Below are 14806 nucleotides of genomic sequence, written 5' to 3'. Positions count from 1 at the left end.
TCCTCCTTTCCCGTCTACCCCGCATACCAGACGGCGTTGGTGGACGCACAGAGAACGGCGATGGTCACAGAAAACAAAGCCAGGGAGCAGCCCACGATCTTTAAAAGGATCCCATGGCCCGCCGCCGCCCCGGTCATGCATGCCACCAGCCGCTTATCGCAGACCGGCTGCATCACCGCCGCCGCCATATAATAAAGGAACATCAGCACCAGCAGCTTGATGACCGGGACCGCCGCCATAAAAAGAAGCACCAGGACCGCTGCCGCCCCGGCTGTATTCTTTATCAGGATCCCCGAGCCCATGACCATCTGGGATATGGCTCCTGCTCCGGCCCCCACGCCGGGGATCATCTGGGCCAGCCGCATGGCCGATGCATTTTTTAAGGCATCCGCCTGGGGCAGCACCAGTCCCTGGATCACATGGAAGCCCACGATGATCCCGAACATGGTCTTTAAGGTCCACAAGATCCCCTGCCGCAAAAGCTCTGTGGTCCTGGAGATCATGTCCTCCCTGTAAAGGTTCCCGGCTAACACCAGCATCATATAGACCCGCATCAGAGGAAGGAGTACGCCGGAGACCACGGCCTGGACCACACCGATGGCTCCGAAGGTAAAGCCGCAGACCGCCGTGGAGGTGAACGCGCCGCCCGCCATGGCCACGGCCAGAAAATACGCCGGAAGGAGCACCCGCATGAATTCCATCAGCTCCTCTGCCACAGAACCGGCAATGGTCACGCTGGCAAAAAAGCTGGCAGCCAGAAAGACCATGTTTAAAAGGTATACCACGTAAAAGCCCGTTTCCGACACATGGCCCGACCCGAAAATATTGGAAAAACCCGAAAAAACGGCTCCAATGAATGCCAGCAGGATGATCTGTCCCACGAACCTGGCGTTGGTCCGGATCTCAGAAAAAAATCCTTCCCGGATCCTCCCGGCCAGCTCCCCAAGCACCCCTCCAAGGTTTCCGTCCATGATCTCCTTCATGACGCTGCCAAAGGACAGGCCGCCTGTCTGATCCCGGTCCAGACTGTCCAGAAACCTCTGGATCTCTTCCATGTTAAAATCCTCCAGGGCATAGGGCTCCTCCACTGCCTCCTCCGCCCGGGCCAGGCCGGAAAACATGAACAGGAAAAGGGCCAGGGCCAGAAAAAAACGCAGGGCCTTCTTCTGCCTCCTCATGACAGGAACACCTGGAGAGTTTCTAAGAGCGCCTGGAGCACCGGCGCACTCACCGCCAGGATGGACAGCTTCCCGAACATCTCCACCTGGGTCCCCAGAGCCGAAAATCCCGCATCCCTGCAGATCCCGGAGGCAAATTCCGCGATGTATGTGATCCCCACCATTTTTAAAAGCGTTCCCAGGTAAATGTTCTTCACCCGGATCTGGCTCCCGATGGCCCGCACTGTGTCCAGGATCAGCTCCAGCCTGGAAATACTTAAAAAGCCAATGACCAGACCGGCCGCCAGGATCAGGTACACCGAATATTCCTGGCGCAGGGGCTTTAGCTGGACCGCCAGGGCCACCGCCGTGATCCCCAGGACCGCCGCCTGTATGATCGTCATGACGCCTTCCCCCTTCCTCACAGGGCAAACAGATTTTTTATGGTTTCAAACAGCTCATATATGTAAGGAACGATCCAGAAGAGCACCAGTACCAGCCCCGCCAGGCTGGTGAGAAACGCCTGGTCCTCCCTTCCGCTGTGCTTTAACACCTGGCAGATCACCGACACCAGGATCCCCACTGCCGCAATTTTAAAGATCAGATTTACACCCATGCCATCCTCCTATGCCATTTCACGCCATGACCACCATGAGAAACAGCCCGGCCGCCATGCCCAGGCACCGGTACAGTTTCGTCCGGCTCTCCATTTCCCTCTTTAAAAACCCGATGGAGCCGTCCGTCTCCTCCAGATAAAACAGAAGGGTCCGCTCCTGCATGTCCTTATGGGCGTAGCCCAGATTCTCTCCCAGGGCCAGGAGATTTTTATGGTCCCCTGCCTCCAGGGGAAATCCCGGCGGAAACCGCTCCGCCTCCTCCTTCCAGATCACAGGAAACGGCACGTCTCCCTGCTCCTCCAGACGCTCTGCCACCCGCAGGAAAAACGCGCCCGGCTCCTTAAGAAAACCGCTCCGTCCCTCTGCGTACCGTCCTCCCACCTCCCGGAGCGCTTCCGGCAGGGTGGCGTTGGCATACAGGATCTGTCCCTTCAAATAAAACATCATCTGCCGGAACAGGAGCAAAAGCTCCAGCTTTTCCTTCCACTGGTCTGCGGCCCAGAAGCCTCCCGCAGCCAATGCCCCGGCCATCATAAGGATCCCTATATATCTCATGCTCCCGGAGCCTCCGCTTTTCCTTCTGTTTCCAGGCTTCCGGCCCCATTCCCCTCATTCTGGCACCCCTTTCCCGCCAGCAGCCTCAGTTCCCCGTCGCACACAGCCTCCACGGTTCCCGGCCCCATCCGCCTGGAAAGCGCCACATACCGGGAAAACATTCCTTCCCGGACCATTTCTGCCAGCACCGGCTTCTTTTTCAGATCCTCCGGGGAACTTCCGTGGACCGTGGCCAGGATCCGGCAGCCGCATTTCATCACGTATCTTAACGCCTCCAGATCCTCCCGGTCCCCGATCTCATCCACCGCCACCGCGCCGGGAGCCATGGAACGGATCATCATGACCATTCCCAGGGCCTTTGGACATCCGTCCATCACATCCGTGCGCATTCCCAGATCGCACTGGGGTACACCCTTAAAGCAGGCTCCCAGCTCTGACCGTTCATCCACCACCGCTGTCTGGAGACCCGGCCCGTACCGGTTTCCATTGGATACCTGGCGCACCACGTCTCTTAAAAGTGTGGTCTTCCCGGCTCCCGGCGGCGACAGGATCAGCGTATTCTGAAGCCGGCCGTTTTCATAGAGCCAGGGGAGCACCGGATCCCCGCAGCCGGGCTTTTCATGGGCCAGGCGGATATTCAGGCTGGATATGTCCCTGATGGTCCTCAGACCGCTGCCTTCGGTGACGGCCTTTCCGGCGATCCCCACCCGGTGGCCTCCCTCGATGGTCAGAAAGCCCTGGCGGATCTCATCCTCAAAGGCATACAGGGAATGCCTGGAAAAGATCCCCAGGATCTCCCGGATCAGCGCCGGATCTGCCAGGACCAGAGACAGATCTGCATCCGGCTCCAGCAGCCCCTCCCGGCCCACCATATATTCCCGTCCGTCCATAAAGACCAGCACCGGCTTCCCCGCCCGCAGGCGGATCTCCTGGAGCTTCCCTCTATCCGGAACAGCCCGTCCAAATATCTGCTTCAGCTCTTCTGCCGTCATATTCCTCACGCTCCTTTACCTCAGTATATGACGGCGGGACAGGTTTATGAATCTGAATTTCCGGCAGGGCCAATGGAATTTCCCAGACAAAAGGATGGTAAGGAAAGCGGATGTTATGCAGTCAGGACTAACCGGAAGGCTTATAGGAAAAATTATTTTGCGGCGCAGCAATGACTTTTCGTTCTGTGTTTGGGGGATGTTTAGATCATGAAATGCTCATGGCAACAGCAGTTCTTGCAGAATAAAGGATCAGATCATGTACAATGAAAACTTTGAATCAGACAGGGGTAAAGCTATGGGTTTTGATTTTAAGAAAGGTTTTAAAGGGAGCGGCCCATTCCTGGCAGCCGGCGGCACCATCGGGCGTGCCAGCGTGCCAGAGAGGGAACGGCTCACTCCAGCAGTTTTCCAGCCTCTGGGAACCGGATCCGGATCCTTAATTTTCCCTCGCTGTACTCTGCCTCAATGCTGCCGCCCATCCGCTCGGTCAGGATTTTTGCTATGGATAATCCGAGGCCTGTTGAATTTCTGTTGGCCTCCACTGTATAAAATTTATCAAACATTCTTCCCACGGCGACGGCGTTTAAGTTCTGTGCCGTATTGATAAAAGAAATTCCACAGTCCAGATCCATGCAGACGAAGAGATCCCCGTCTGAATACTTAAGGGCGTTGCTGACGATATTGGAGAAAATGCGGTTCACCGCACTTATATCCAGACTGCGGCAGACAGGAGCTTCCGGCAGATGGATCACAGGCTCTATGCCTTTTTCCTGCATGACGCCGTAAAACGACAGAAGGCTTTCCTCCAGCGCCCCGACCACATCCACAGGCTCCGGATGCAGCTCCTGGGAGGACGCGGCCACACTGTACTGGAACAGCTCCTCCGTCAGATCCTTCAGCGCCTCTGTCCGGTTGCGGATCTGCGAAAGGTAACGCCTGACCGTTTCGCCGTTTTCCTCCTGCTCCAGAAGATCCAGATAGCCGATGAGCGCCGTGAGCGGCGTTCTCAGGTCATGGGAAAGGCCGGCAACGGCCTCCTTCAATTCCAGGTCCCCCTGCTGACAGCGCCGGCGCTCTTTGCGGAGCAGACGGAGCTCGAGATTGATATCCGCAGCAAGCCTCCGCATATACGGGTCCCTGGAGGAAACTGAAATGAGCGTGTTGGTATCCGACGTCCGTATGTCATGGAACGCTTTTGCGATCTCCTCTGCGGATCTGTGCAGAAAATAAACCTTTGCAGCCAGGATAACGGCCATCAGAAGCAGGACTCCAAGAATGATCAGCTGTGGAAGCTCCATAATATCCCTCTTACTTTATATCTTTTCTTTGAAACAGAACGATTCCGGCAGCCGCTGTTCCCAGGATCCACAGCCCATTGCAGAGGACCGCCCTTATGGGCTCCAAAACCTCCCAGCAGGAAAGCTGGGCGGCCTGCCCGCACGGATTCAGATCATGTAAGATCCCATACAGGACTCTTTTTGCTCCTTCCACGTAATGCGGGTTCAGGGCCCCGTTTTTATACCGGGTCTGCACCAGGATCTGGTTGGTGTGCAGACTGAGAAACAGCATTCCAAAAGAGATCCCCATACACCATACGACCGCCCGGGTCTGGTCCCCACACAAAAGTGTAATGACACAGAACAGACAGGCGATCGCCGCGCTCATGCTGAGGCCCAGGGCAAAATACCCGGCAAACAGGTCCGGCTCCACGTTATTTTCAAAAAAGAACCGGGCCGTCCCAAAGGTATAAAGGACCGTAACGGAATAGACCAGGCCGCAGGCAATGCAGCTTGTCACGAGCTGGGAAAGGACAACCTGGCTCCGGCTTTTGGAAAAGATCAGCTTATTCCGGATAAACCCATCGGCAAAGTCCCTTCCTGTAAATACGCTGACCATGGCGGCAGCAGCCACACCATAAAAGCTCAGAGGAAGAAAGATCACCCGGCTTAAGGGGACCGTATACTCCATACTGGTGGCCTGCATCACCATAAATACCGAGGCTATGACCAGCATTCCAATGAGGCAGGACCAGAAAGCTGCACTTTTTTTCAGACGGTATAAGCTGGCAGAAAGCAGTCTAATCATGGCTTCCACCTCCGATCAGGGAAAGATAGTAGCTTTCCAGGCTTTCATCCTTCTCCGTCATGGACAGCACCTCACAGCCCTCTTCTGCCAGGGAAACGGCAAGCTGCGTTACACTGGGCTTTGCAAACAGGTCGGCCGCGGTTTCCGAGGTGATCCTGTACTCCAGGTGCATGGAATCCAGGACACGGGCCAGGATCCCTGTATCGCTTACCTCCATGCGGATACACTTGCGGCAGGCAGCATCCAGCTCTTCTGCGCTCAGTTCTTTTACCATGCGGCCATGATCTATGATCCCATAGTGGGTCGCCAGCCGGGAAAGCTCGTCCAGAATATGGCTGGAGATCAGGACCGTGATCCGCCTTTCACGATTCAGCTTCAGGATCAGCTCACGGATCTCCACGATCCCCTGGGGATCCAGTCCGTTGACCGGTTCATCCAGGACAAGGAGATCCGGGTCCCCGGCAAGGGCAATGGCAATGCCCAGCCGCTGCTTCATGCCCATGGAAAAGTTCTTTACCTTTTTCTTTCCAGTGTCCTCAAGTCCCACCAGCTTCAGCAGCCCGGGGATCCCATCATAAGACGGCAGCCCCAGAATAAGATACTGCTGTTTCAGATTCTCTTCCGCCGTCATATCCATATAAACAGCCGGTGTCTCCACCACGGATCCCATGCGCCGGCGGGCCCTGGACATGTCCCTGCTGCCGCTCTGGATGCCGTAAAGAGTAAAATCGCCGGAAGACGGCTCCTGCAGTCCGCAGATCAGACGGATCAGCGTGGTCTTGCCTGCCCCGTTCTTTCCCACAAAGCCATAGACCGAGCCTTCGGGAACATTCATCGTAAGGCCGTTCAGCGCCTGGAAATTTTTATATTTTTTTGTCAGGCTGTTGGTCTGCAAAACATAGCGCATACTTTTTACCTCCTTTAATGACTCCAGTATACAAAATAAAAGTCAAGAAAGTGGTCAGGAAAAACGTCAAAATATAGTCAGGATTTCTGTTCTGTTAACCGGAACCCGATCCCCCACACCGTTTCAATGGGATCCCCACCGCTGACGGCCTGTAATTTCTTACGCAGGTTGCTGATGTGCTGTTTCAAAGACCTCTGGGTACAGTCCGGCGTGTCCATGCTGATCCGGTCCAGAAGGACGCTCTTTGCAATGACCTGTCTGGGATTTTCCATCAAAAGCTTCAGAATGGCATATTCTGTCCGGGTCAGCTTCACGGCCTGTCCCTGGACTGTCAGAGAAAACGTCTCTGTATCCAGCGCCAGATCTCCAACAGAAAGAACACCGTTTTTCCCATGCTGCTCTGCCCTGCGGAGCTGGACCGTAATGCGGGCCAGAAGTTCCTTGGTGTCAAAGGGCTTTGTCATATAATCTGCTGCGCCTCCCAGCAGAAGGTTTACCTTATCCTGCACATCCACCTTTGCACTGAGAACGATCACAGGGATCTTCCCAATATGCGGCAGAACCTCCTCGCCGGAAAGTCCGGGCAGCATCAGATCCAGCAGCACCAGATCCATTTTTTTATTTGACAGGAGATACAGCGCTTCTGTGCCTGAGTAGGCACGGAGAACGGAATAGCCTTCCTTTGTCAGGATCTCCTCCAGCATATCTCCAATATGGATATCATCATCTATGATCGCGATCGTTTTCATCGTATCCCCGCTGTCTGTTTGGTCTTCCGGCATGGCCGGGAGACGGCTTGTGGTTCGCCCCTGGCATTATTTATGGTATGGTTCTCCCTGGATGATCCGGTAGCTGCGGTAGATCTGCTCCAGCAGAATGACCCGCATCAGCTGATGGGGAAAGGTCATTTTGGAAAAGCTCAGCTTATAATCGGCCCGGGAAAGCACCTCCTTTGACAGTCCCAGGGAGCCGCCGATGATGAACACCAGCTGGCTCACGCCGGAGATCCCCCATTTTTCGATCTTTCCCGCCAGCTCCACCGAATCCAGCATGGCCCCGTCGATGGCAAGGGCGATGACGAAGCTGCCGTCCTTGATATTTTCCAGGATCCGTTTTCCTTCTTTTTCTTTGATCTGGGTCTCCAGGGCCTCGCTGGCTCCATCCGGCGTCTTTTCATCGGTCACCTGGATCACATCCAGCTTACAGTAACGGCTCAGGCGCTTGGCGTATTCGCTTATGGCGTCCTGGTAAAATTTTTCTTTGATTTTCCCTACGGTGATCAGCGTGATCCTCATGATTTCTGGTCCTCAAATTCCAAAAGCATATCGTACCACACTGCCCCGCCGTGGACCGAGGCAGATACGCCCATGTTTTTATAGCCGAATTTCTCGTAGTAATGGATCAGTCGGTCCTTGCACGTTAAGATCAGGCCTTTCCGGCCTTTGGCTCTGGCGTCTCCGATCATATGCTCCATGAGCAGGGCGGCAATGCCGCAGTTTCTGTATTCCGGCAGCACGTCCAGGCCGAAAATGCTCTGATATGCGCCCTCAGGGTCGTGGAGGCTGCTGTCCTCATACATTTCGTCCCGGATGGTGGTCTCATTGGTCACACAGCCGTTGATAAAGCCTATGATCTGTCCGTCGTGTACGGCCAGGAAAAAAGACTCCGGGAACGCGGCCAGACGATGGGCAAAGGACTGGCGTCCCGCCGCCTCGGCGGCGGGGAAGCAGACGGCCTCCACAGCGGTGACGGCGTCAAGGTCTGCGGGAGAGGCCTGGATGATTTTGATGTGTGTTTTGATGTTTATATTTTGCATGGTGATCTCCTTTGAAGGTGGGATTGGGGGGATTGGGATGATGGACTACGCAGTGCCGCCCTATGAAAAAATGAGGCCGGCGATCTGCTTTCATGCGGGCATGATGCCGGGATTGGGATGGGGGATTCCGCAGTGCCAGGCCAGGGAAAGCTAAGGCTTCCCCTGGCTCGCGGGCGTTCGCCCTATGAAAAAATGAAGCCGGCGATCTGCTTTCATGCGGGCATGATGCCGGGATTGGGATGGGGGACTCCGCAGTGCCAAGCCAGGGAAAGCTAAAGCTTCCCCTGGCTCGCGGGCGTTCGCCCTATGAAAAAACGCAGCCGGCGATCTGCTTTCATGCAAGCATGACGCAGATCTCGGGCTGTGTTTTTTCGCACTGCTCATTGCTATGCGCGGAAGTAGTATCCCACTCCCCATTTGGTGTGGACGTATTTGGGGTCGCTGGGGCTGGGCTCGATCTTTTCTCTCAGGCGGCGGACGTGGACGTCTACGGTGCGCACGTCTCCGTTGTCCATGGCTTTGTTGCCCCAGACGTAGCCCAGAAGGGCCTCGCGGCTGTATACTTTATTGGGGTTGGTCACGAGAAGCTCCAGAAGGTCGAACTCCTTGGCGGTCAGCTTGATCTCTTTTTCCTGGATGAAAACCCGTCTTCCTTCCCGGTCCAGCTTCAGATCGCCGCACACCACCATATGATCCTCCTGGCGTCCGTTTTTCCCATTCCTTCTGGAGTTCCGGCGCATGATAGCCTTGATCCTGGCTTTTACCTCCAGGATATTGAAGGGCTTGGTGATATAATCGTCGGCTCCATATTCCAGGCCCAGGATCTTATCCATGTCCCCGCCCTTGGCGGTCAGCATGATAATAGGCATCTCAGAAAACTCCCGGATCGCCTGGCAGACCTCAAACCCGTCATGGCCGGGCAGCATCACATCCAGGAGCACCACATCGTACTCCCTTTCCTTCGCCTTTTCGATCGCCTCGTTTCCATCATATGCGCAGTCTACTTCCATTCCATCCTGTTCCAGACTGAACCGGATGCCCTTTACGATCAGTTTTTCATCGTCAACAACCAGAACTCTTGCCATTTTCTCCTCCACTCAAACTGTTATCCTGTCTTTTATCTTCTGAAAACCAGCATTCTTGATGCCAGGGACCTTCATGATATCTTCTATCTTTTTAAAGCCTCCGGATTCTTCCCGGTAACGGATGATATCCTCCGCCTTTGATTCGCCGATCCCGCTCAAGGTCATCAGCGCTTCCTTACTGGCTGTATTAAGGTTCACAAGCCCGCTGGATCCCGGACCTCCGCCTTCAGACGTCCCGGATGCTTCCAGGGTCCTGGCCTCTTCCCGGTCATATACAGTGATCTTCATTCCGTCCGTGATCTTCTCTGCCAGATTTAAGGCTTCGGCAGCCGCTTCCTCTGTAAAGCCTCCGGCCGCCTCCACAGCCTCGTACACGCGGCTTCCCTCCGGCAGCTCATAAACGCCCGGCTCCTTCACCTGGCCGCAGATATGTACAAAGTACCCGGGCCTTTCAACCTCTGCCCGGGCGCTTTCTGTTTCTGTATTTGGACCGGCTTCTGCTCCATGGGTCCCAGGGCTGCCCGCCCCTTCACCGGCCCATGGGCCGCTTCCTTCTGCCCCGTCCGCCGTCTGCACCCCGGCCCCTCCGGCCGCCGTCTCCCCTTCCAGGACTATGCTTCCCTCCCGGAAAAGAGAACCGCCGTAGCAGACTCCGGCCACTATGAAAAAAGCCGCTGCCAGAACGGCCTTCCAGTATCCTTTTGCCATATTCGCACCTCCCGAAAAATATTCCGGAAGATACTGCTCTGCCTTCTTCTATTCTATCCAAACCACCGGCCAAAAACAAGTCTATTTTTGAAAACTTTCTCTCTGCCCTTACCAGCGGAACACAATGATCCCGGCAATGGCAACAGCGGCTCCCAGAAGCTTTCTCCACTCAAACCCGGCCCTCTCCACTCCGAACATCCCAAACACCTCCACCACATAAGAGACCAGGATCTGCGTCACCACGATCAGCAGCGTGGCCCTGGCCGGTCCCAGCCCGTCCATGCTCTTAATGACCGTCCATGTGATGAACGCGCCCATGACTCCGCCCAGCAGCATGTATTTTCTGTCTATGGAAAACATGCCCCAGATCTCTCCGCGGCCCGTACAGAAATAAAGGACCACACACGTAATAAGCGCCGTGGCCTGGACCCAGCCGGCCGCTGCCCAGATACTGCTCTGCTTTGTGACCTCCGTGTTAAAGACGCCCTGAAGGCTCATGAGCGCCCCCGAGATCAGCGCCACCAGAATTCCCCACATAAAAAACCTCCTGAAAATAGATTACCTGTAACCAGTATGCCATTTCCAGGAGATTTTTATTCAGTCTGCTCAGTTCTGCGCCTGCTCCGCTCCATATTTCCGCAGGGCCGCCTCCGCCAGATGACGGCACAGCACTGCCGTTGTCACAGAGCCCACGCCCCCAGGCACCGGTGTGGCGGCGGCCGCTGCGGCTTCCAATCCGTCCCACTCCACATCGCCCTTAAGGGCTCCGTTTTCATCCACATTGATCCCCACGTCAGCCACCACTGCGCCGGGCTTCACAAACTCCCCGGAGATCATTCCCGCCTTACCGGCCGCCGCCACCAGGATATCCGCCTCCCGGCACACGGCTTTCAGATCCGCCGTTTTCGTATGACAGACGGTGACTGTGGCGTTTTCCTTTAAAAACAGCATGGACAGCGGCCGTCCCACCACCATGCTCCGGCCCACCACCACGGCCCGCTTTCCCTCCATGGGGATCTGGTAGGTCTTTAGGATCTCAATGACCGCCTCCGCCGTACATGGGGCAAAGCCGTCCTTCTCTCCCGCAAAGATCCTGGCCCGGTTCACCGGACTGATACCGTCCAGATCCTTCTCCGGCCGGATCAGCTCCTCAAAGGTACGGCCGTTCATGTGGCGCGGCAGAGGACAGAATAACAGGATCCCGTCGATGGAAGGATCGTCATTGATCTTCTGGAATTCTGCCTGGAACTCCCCTTCGCTAATGGATTCCGGAAATGCAAAGGACCGGGCCTCCATGCCAAAGGATGCGATCTTTTTCATCACATTCCTCTCATACGACAGATCGTCCAGCCTCTCGCCGACCCGGACGATGGCCGCCGTGGGAACATGGCCCCCAAGCCCTTCCACCATTTCCTGCACCTCTTTTTTGATCCTTGCCGCCGCTTCTGATCCCTTTAATACCAGCATGCAAAACACCTCCTCAGATACCCAAAACTGCCAGTTCCTATAAAAGAAGCTCCACAATATACACGACTGCGATGGCAGAGCAGGCCACCGTCACCAGTCCCTTCCTGTAATAGCTCAGCACAAACGCCGTCGCCGTTCCTGCCAGGGCCGAAACAAGATTTCCTGTGGATGTGAACACATCCGGGAAGGTCATGGCCCCCAGTACCGCATAGGGCGTATAATCCAGGAACGACCGTATATATCTGGACCTGATCTGTTTTCTGAAAACTGTAAGGGGCAGTACCCGGGGCACGTACGTCACCAGCGCCATGAGAAATATACAGATCACTGCCCGCTTCATATCAAGCGATTCCATTACTCCGTCTCCCCCTCCTTTTTCACGTATTCCGCCTCGTCCCTGGGGAACAAGGCCGCTCCCAGTCCGGCTCCAGCCACTGTGGACAGGATGATCCGGAAGCCCGGGGAGATAAAGGAAAATACAGGGATATATTTTAACATACAGTTGGCCGCCACTGCCATCACAACGATCAGAAATACATGAATGGAATCCCGGGAGGCCGGTACGATCAGCGCAATAAACATACCGTATAAAGCGATCCCCATGGCATTCTGGAGGGCTTCCGGCAGCACTGCCGAAATGCTTCCGCCCAGGATCGTACCCAGATTCCAGCCCAGGATCGGGAATAGGATCAGTCCAAACAGATAGGGCGCCCGGAGGATCCCAGGCTTCAGGGACGCCATGACAAAGGTTTCGTCTGTGATCCCAAAGCCAAAGCCCATTCTGGAAAGGATCCCCGTTCCCTTCTCCAGCCGCTGTCCCAGGGACAGGGACATGAGCATGTAGCGGATGTTGATCACAAAGGTGGTCATGGCCACCTCGATGTATCCGGCTCCCTGGAGGATCAGGTTCGTACCTGCAAACTGTCCGGCGCTGGTCAGATTCGTTAAGGAGATCAGCGCCGCCGCCCACAGGGGAAGTCCCCCGGAAACCGCGATAAATCCAAAGGTAAACGCCACCGGTGCGTATCCAAGCCCAATGGGAAAGCCATCCCTAAGCCCCTGGACCAGTTCTTTTCTTACGTTCATATTCTGCCTCCGCATCTTCCGTCTCTGGCGTATGCCTCTTACATCTGTGGGAGGCCGCCTTCCTTATTGTAGCACAATACGCGTCCCCGGTCAATTTTATCTGTTTTCTTCCACTGCCTCCATGTCAGCCGGATTCACAAGGATCCGCACCTCTGTGATATACGCCGGCTCATAGCTGGAGATCCGTTTCTCTTTCACTTCCTTTAAAAATTCGTCCTTACATTCCATAAAGATCTCCAGGTCGCCTCCCCGACTGGAGGCCATGAGCTCCAGACGTCCCTGAGGCTCCCCGGCCGTCTTTTCTTTGGTCTGTCCGCCGTCCCCGCCTGGATCTTCCGGATCATCTGGATTTTCCGAATTTTCTGGAATTTCCAGGTTTTCCGGATTTTCTTTATCTTCTCCGGCTGTCTCTCCCGGCCCTCCCGTCAGCCCTTCTCCGGAAGCCTCTGTGCTCTCCGCTCCAGGCCCCTCCAGGAATTCATAAAACTCCAGGAACGGCTCCACCCGCTTCTTATTATAAGTGACCTCATACCGGATGATCCCCTCCGGAACCGCCGGATCGGCCTCGATCCCATCGCTGACTCTCCGTCCCCAGAAGCCTGTGTCCACGATCAGGCTGCCTTTTTGCCGGTCAAATGAAAAATCCAGATTCTTCGTCTCCAGATCCTCCCAGCCGATCTTCTTCTCCCCCGCATATGTAAAGGACGAGTATTCCACCAGCGCAGTTCCTGCCCCGACACCGCAGAGCAGGACGCCTCCCAGGAATGTCCCAAATAAAATCTTCTGTATCCTACGCATACTGCCCGCCTTCCTTTCCGCATCCGCTTTCATGCTCTGGTTCCGCCGGGATATCTGTCTGGCTCTCTTTCCATTCCTCTTCCCGGATCTCCTCCTGGTTCACCTTCCATGTCTCTTCCCGTATCTCTTCCTGGTTCTCCTCTCCAGCCGCCTCCGTTCCTGCAGACGCTTCCTCTTCTGCCTCCCCATTCTCCCATTGGGAAACGGCTCCCGGTCCTTTTTTCTGCTTTTTCCAGCGAAGGGTCATGCCCAGACCGGCGGCAGAAAACAGGCTCACCGTCGCTCCCAGACAGCCCAGGGTCACTCCGGCCACCGGATATCCCTGGACCATCAGCACGGCCAGAACTCCAAGACAGAATAAAAACATAAGTCCTGTACCGCCCATACAGCCTGCCAGGAAGATCCAGACCCCGTTCCAGAAAAGCCTGGCAGTCCAGGCGGTCAGCCGGATCAGACTGTTAAAGCACCGTTTTGCCATACCTGCCAGCCTGCGTCCAAAGGAACCGGCGGTCCTTCCTAAAGATACTCCGGCGTTTCCTCTCTTCTTTCCGGCATTTTCCATCTCCATACTTCCATCGGTCCGATACAGCCGTTCCTCCCTCCGCTGCTTCCAAAGTCTGGAAAACCGCCGGAATGGACGCCCAAGCAGCTCCTTCCAGAATACAAAAACGCCCGAAAACCATCTGCCGGTCCGCCTGGCAAGCCTTACGGCCCGTCTTCCCAGCTCCGAAAAAAATCCGGCCGCCCTGGCCTTCCACGTTTCAGCCGCCGCCCGGAGTTCTTTTTCTCCGTCTCCCTGGTCTTCGCTGGATCCGTCCCCATCGTTCCAGCCGTCTCCGTCCCTTTGTCCCGGGCCGAAATCGGCCCGTACATGGTAGGCCTCCAGGATCTCCGCCGTCAGCTCCGGAATACTTCCAAAATCCGCAATGGCCTCCTCCTCCGACAGCCCGCTTTTTACCTTCATATCAATATGCTGCTCATATTCGCTTAATATATCCCTGAGCTCTGATTCCTGGAGCACGGAAAGCGACCGCTCCAGCTCTCTCATAAATGTATTCTTATCCATTCTTACATCCCTCCAAAAATGCTCCTACTTTTTCCGTCAGCTCATTCCATTCCTTCTCCAGCGTATCCCGGTACAAGACGCCGGCCGCCGTCAGATGGTAGTATTTTCTGGGCGGTCCCTCTGTGGATTCCCGCAGATACGTTTCAAAATACCGCTCGTTGGTCAGACGCTTCAGAAGAGGATAAATGGTTCCCTCGTTGACGTCCACCACCTTGGATACCTCCTCCACCAGCTCGTAGCCGTACATATCCCTCTGCCGGACCGATTCCAGGACCACCAGCTCCAGGACGCCTTTTTTTAACTGCGCATTCATCTGTCCACCCTTCCTTTCCCGGCCTTTCTCTTTCGTAATACTATATTATATCTACTACTATGTAATGTCAAGTACTATGGAAAACAAAATTCTTACAGGATTCTTACGCTCCCGCAGATGAGGATGCGCAGGAATCTTCCTTCAGACACGGATC

General features: G+C 55.4%; 20 protein-coding genes. All 20 read right to left on the bottom strand.

Annotation, left to right across the window (positions count from 1 at the left end; translation table 11 throughout):
* Window positions 1–14 precede the first annotated feature (14 nt).
* Window positions 15–1178, bottom strand: coding sequence for a stage III sporulation protein AE (locus tag ACI6NM_RS14705; RefSeq protein ID WP_215653264.1), 1164 nt, complete (start codon window positions 1176–1178; stop codon window positions 15–17).
* Complete coding sequence (locus ACI6NM_RS14700; protein WP_022273639.1) at window positions 1175–1561, bottom strand: SpoIIIAC/SpoIIIAD family protein; 387 nt, start codon at window positions 1559–1561, stop codon at window positions 1175–1177. Before ACI6NM_RS14700 ends, ACI6NM_RS14705 begins: the two co-directional genes overlap by 4 nt.
* Window positions 1562–1578: 17 nt before the next feature.
* Window positions 1579–1773 (bottom strand): stage III sporulation protein AC, encoded by a 195-nt coding sequence (gene spoIIIAC, locus ACI6NM_RS14695; RefSeq protein WP_022273640.1) that lies wholly within the window; start codon window positions 1771–1773, stop codon window positions 1579–1581.
* 19 nt (window positions 1774–1792) lie between these two features.
* The gene (locus ACI6NM_RS14690) at window positions 1793–2329 is read right to left on the bottom strand and encodes a stage III sporulation protein AB (protein ID WP_158357661.1); all 537 of its coding nucleotides are present in this window, start codon (window positions 2327–2329) and stop codon (window positions 1793–1795) included.
* A complete protein-coding gene (gene spoIIIAA, locus ACI6NM_RS14685; protein ID WP_438500960.1) occupies window positions 2326–3321 on the bottom strand; it encodes a stage III sporulation protein AA in 996 nt (331 codons plus the stop codon). The genes ACI6NM_RS14690 and spoIIIAA overlap by 4 nt, the downstream gene beginning before the upstream one ends.
* 392 nt (window positions 3322–3713) lie before the next feature.
* On the bottom strand, window positions 3714–4619 hold the full coding sequence (locus ACI6NM_RS14680; RefSeq protein ID WP_022273643.1) for a sensor histidine kinase: 906 nt from the start codon (window positions 4617–4619) through the stop codon (window positions 3714–3716).
* 10 nt (window positions 4620–4629) lie between these two features.
* A complete protein-coding gene (locus tag ACI6NM_RS14675) occupies window positions 4630–5406 on the bottom strand; it encodes a hypothetical protein (RefSeq protein WP_438500959.1) in 777 nt (258 codons plus the stop codon).
* Window positions 5399–6313: an ATP-binding cassette domain-containing protein gene (locus tag ACI6NM_RS14670; RefSeq protein WP_438500958.1), complete on the bottom strand. Its 915-nt coding sequence runs from the start codon at window positions 6311–6313 to the stop codon at window positions 5399–5401. The genes ACI6NM_RS14675 and ACI6NM_RS14670 overlap by 8 nt, the downstream gene beginning before the upstream one ends.
* Before the next feature lie 77 nt (window positions 6314–6390).
* A complete protein-coding gene (locus ACI6NM_RS14665) occupies window positions 6391–7062 on the bottom strand; it encodes a response regulator transcription factor (protein WP_215653270.1) in 672 nt (223 codons plus the stop codon).
* Between the two features lie 66 nt (window positions 7063–7128).
* Window positions 7129–7608 carry a 23S rRNA (pseudouridine(1915)-N(3))-methyltransferase RlmH gene (rlmH, locus tag ACI6NM_RS14660; RefSeq protein ID WP_022273647.1) on the bottom strand — a complete coding sequence of 160 codons (480 nt, stop codon included), beginning with the start codon at window positions 7606–7608 and terminating at the stop codon, window positions 7129–7131.
* Window positions 7605–8129, bottom strand: a complete 525-nt coding sequence (locus ACI6NM_RS14655; RefSeq protein WP_438500957.1) for a GNAT family N-acetyltransferase — start codon at window positions 8127–8129, stop codon at window positions 7605–7607. Before ACI6NM_RS14655 ends, rlmH begins: the two co-directional genes overlap by 4 nt.
* 386 nt (window positions 8130–8515) lie before the next feature.
* Window positions 8516–9214 carry a response regulator transcription factor gene (locus ACI6NM_RS14650; RefSeq protein WP_022273649.1) on the bottom strand — a complete coding sequence of 233 codons (699 nt, stop codon included), beginning with the start codon at window positions 9212–9214 and terminating at the stop codon, window positions 8516–8518.
* Window positions 9215–9226: 12 nt separating this feature from the next.
* Window positions 9227–9922, bottom strand: coding sequence for a helix-hairpin-helix domain-containing protein (locus tag ACI6NM_RS14645; protein ID WP_215653272.1), 696 nt, complete (start codon window positions 9920–9922; stop codon window positions 9227–9229).
* 108 nt (window positions 9923–10030) lie between these two features.
* On the bottom strand, window positions 10031–10459 hold the full coding sequence (locus ACI6NM_RS14640) for a DMT family transporter (protein WP_022273410.1): 429 nt from the start codon (window positions 10457–10459) through the stop codon (window positions 10031–10033).
* A gap of 69 nt (window positions 10460–10528) precedes the next feature.
* Window positions 10529–11389 (bottom strand): tetrahydrofolate dehydrogenase/cyclohydrolase catalytic domain-containing protein, encoded by an 861-nt coding sequence (locus ACI6NM_RS14635; protein WP_438500956.1) that lies wholly within the window; start codon window positions 11387–11389, stop codon window positions 10529–10531.
* Between the two features lie 37 nt (window positions 11390–11426).
* Window positions 11427–11744: an AzlD domain-containing protein gene (locus tag ACI6NM_RS14630; protein ID WP_022273408.1), complete on the bottom strand. Its 318-nt coding sequence runs from the start codon at window positions 11742–11744 to the stop codon at window positions 11427–11429.
* Complete coding sequence (locus tag ACI6NM_RS14625; protein WP_022273407.1) at window positions 11744–12475, bottom strand: AzlC family ABC transporter permease; 732 nt, start codon at window positions 12473–12475, stop codon at window positions 11744–11746. Before ACI6NM_RS14625 ends, ACI6NM_RS14630 begins: the two co-directional genes overlap by 1 nt.
* A 96-nt stretch (window positions 12476–12571) precedes the next feature.
* The gene (locus ACI6NM_RS14620; protein WP_022273406.1) at window positions 12572–13273 is read right to left on the bottom strand and encodes a hypothetical protein; all 702 of its coding nucleotides are present in this window, start codon (window positions 13271–13273) and stop codon (window positions 12572–12574) included.
* The gene (locus tag ACI6NM_RS14615) at window positions 13266–14339 is read right to left on the bottom strand and encodes an HAAS signaling domain-containing protein (protein WP_438500955.1); all 1074 of its coding nucleotides are present in this window, start codon (window positions 14337–14339) and stop codon (window positions 13266–13268) included. The genes ACI6NM_RS14620 and ACI6NM_RS14615 overlap by 8 nt, the downstream gene beginning before the upstream one ends.
* On the bottom strand, window positions 14332–14652 hold the full coding sequence (locus ACI6NM_RS14610; RefSeq protein WP_022273404.1) for a PadR family transcriptional regulator: 321 nt from the start codon (window positions 14650–14652) through the stop codon (window positions 14332–14334). Before ACI6NM_RS14610 ends, ACI6NM_RS14615 begins: the two co-directional genes overlap by 8 nt.
* Between the last annotated feature and the right edge of the window lie 154 nt (window positions 14653–14806).

It is taken from the genome of Pilosibacter sp. YYHA0881 (assembly GCF_051602715.1).
Classification (GTDB): Bacteria; Bacillota; Clostridia; order Lachnospirales; family Lachnospiraceae; genus Alitiscatomonas; species Alitiscatomonas aceti.
The sequence above is the reverse complement of the archived record's forward strand: the minus strand, read 5'-3'. Positions and strand labels throughout refer to the sequence as shown.

What these genes read in the sequence shown, in the direction of transcription:
- ACI6NM_RS14625 (WP_022273407.1), bottom strand. Translation starts at nt 12,475, where the DNA reads ATGAACGTAAGAAAAGAACTGGTCCAGGGGCTTAGGGATGGCTTTCCC.
- ACI6NM_RS14635 (WP_438500956.1), bottom strand. Translation starts at nt 11,389, where the DNA reads ATGCTGGTATTAAAGGGATCAGAAGCGGCGGCAAGGATCAAAAAAGAG.
- ACI6NM_RS14645 (WP_215653272.1), bottom strand. Translation starts at nt 9,922, where the DNA reads ATGGCAAAAGGATACTGGAAGGCCGTTCTGGCAGCGGCTTTTTTCATA.
- ACI6NM_RS14650 (WP_022273649.1), bottom strand. Translation starts at nt 9,214, where the DNA reads ATGGCAAGAGTTCTGGTTGTTGACGATGAAAAACTGATCGTAAAGGGC.
- spoIIIAC (WP_022273640.1), bottom strand. Translation starts at nt 1,773, where the DNA reads ATGGGTGTAAATCTGATCTTTAAAATTGCGGCAGTGGGGATCCTGGTG.
- ACI6NM_RS14610 (WP_022273404.1), bottom strand. Translation starts at nt 14,652, where the DNA reads ATGAATGCGCAGTTAAAAAAAGGCGTCCTGGAGCTGGTGGTCCTGGAA.
- ACI6NM_RS14620 (WP_022273406.1), bottom strand. Translation starts at nt 13,273, where the DNA reads ATGCGTAGGATACAGAAGATTTTATTTGGGACATTCCTGGGAGGCGTC.
- ACI6NM_RS14640 (WP_022273410.1), bottom strand. Translation starts at nt 10,459, where the DNA reads ATGTGGGGAATTCTGGTGGCGCTGATCTCGGGGGCGCTCATGAGCCTT.
- ACI6NM_RS14705 (WP_215653264.1), bottom strand. Translation starts at nt 1,178, where the DNA reads ATGAGGAGGCAGAAGAAGGCCCTGCGTTTTTTTCTGGCCCTGGCCCTT.
- ACI6NM_RS14615 (WP_438500955.1), bottom strand. Translation starts at nt 14,339, where the DNA reads ATGGATAAGAATACATTTATGAGAGAGCTGGAGCGGTCGCTTTCCGTG.
- ACI6NM_RS14690 (WP_158357661.1), bottom strand. Translation starts at nt 2,329, where the DNA reads ATGAGATATATAGGGATCCTTATGATGGCCGGGGCATTGGCTGCGGGA.
- ACI6NM_RS14655 (WP_438500957.1), bottom strand. Translation starts at nt 8,129, where the DNA reads ATGCAAAATATAAACATCAAAACACACATCAAAATCATCCAGGCCTCT.
- ACI6NM_RS14630 (WP_022273408.1), bottom strand. Translation starts at nt 11,744, where the DNA reads ATGGAATCGCTTGATATGAAGCGGGCAGTGATCTGTATATTTCTCATG.
- ACI6NM_RS14670 (WP_438500958.1), bottom strand. Translation starts at nt 6,313, where the DNA reads ATGCGCTATGTTTTGCAGACCAACAGCCTGACAAAAAAATATAAAAAT.
- ACI6NM_RS14665 (WP_215653270.1), bottom strand. Translation starts at nt 7,062, where the DNA reads ATGAAAACGATCGCGATCATAGATGATGATATCCATATTGGAGATATG.
- ACI6NM_RS14680 (WP_022273643.1), bottom strand. Translation starts at nt 4,619, where the DNA reads ATGGAGCTTCCACAGCTGATCATTCTTGGAGTCCTGCTTCTGATGGCC.
- spoIIIAA (WP_438500960.1), bottom strand. Translation starts at nt 3,321, where the DNA reads ATGACGGCAGAAGAGCTGAAGCAGATATTTGGACGGGCTGTTCCGGAT.
- ACI6NM_RS14675 (WP_438500959.1), bottom strand. Translation starts at nt 5,406, where the DNA reads ATGATTAGACTGCTTTCTGCCAGCTTATACCGTCTGAAAAAAAGTGCA.
- rlmH (WP_022273647.1), bottom strand. Translation starts at nt 7,608, where the DNA reads ATGAGGATCACGCTGATCACCGTAGGGAAAATCAAAGAAAAATTTTAC.
- ACI6NM_RS14700 (WP_022273639.1), bottom strand. Translation starts at nt 1,561, where the DNA reads ATGACGATCATACAGGCGGCGGTCCTGGGGATCACGGCGGTGGCCCTG.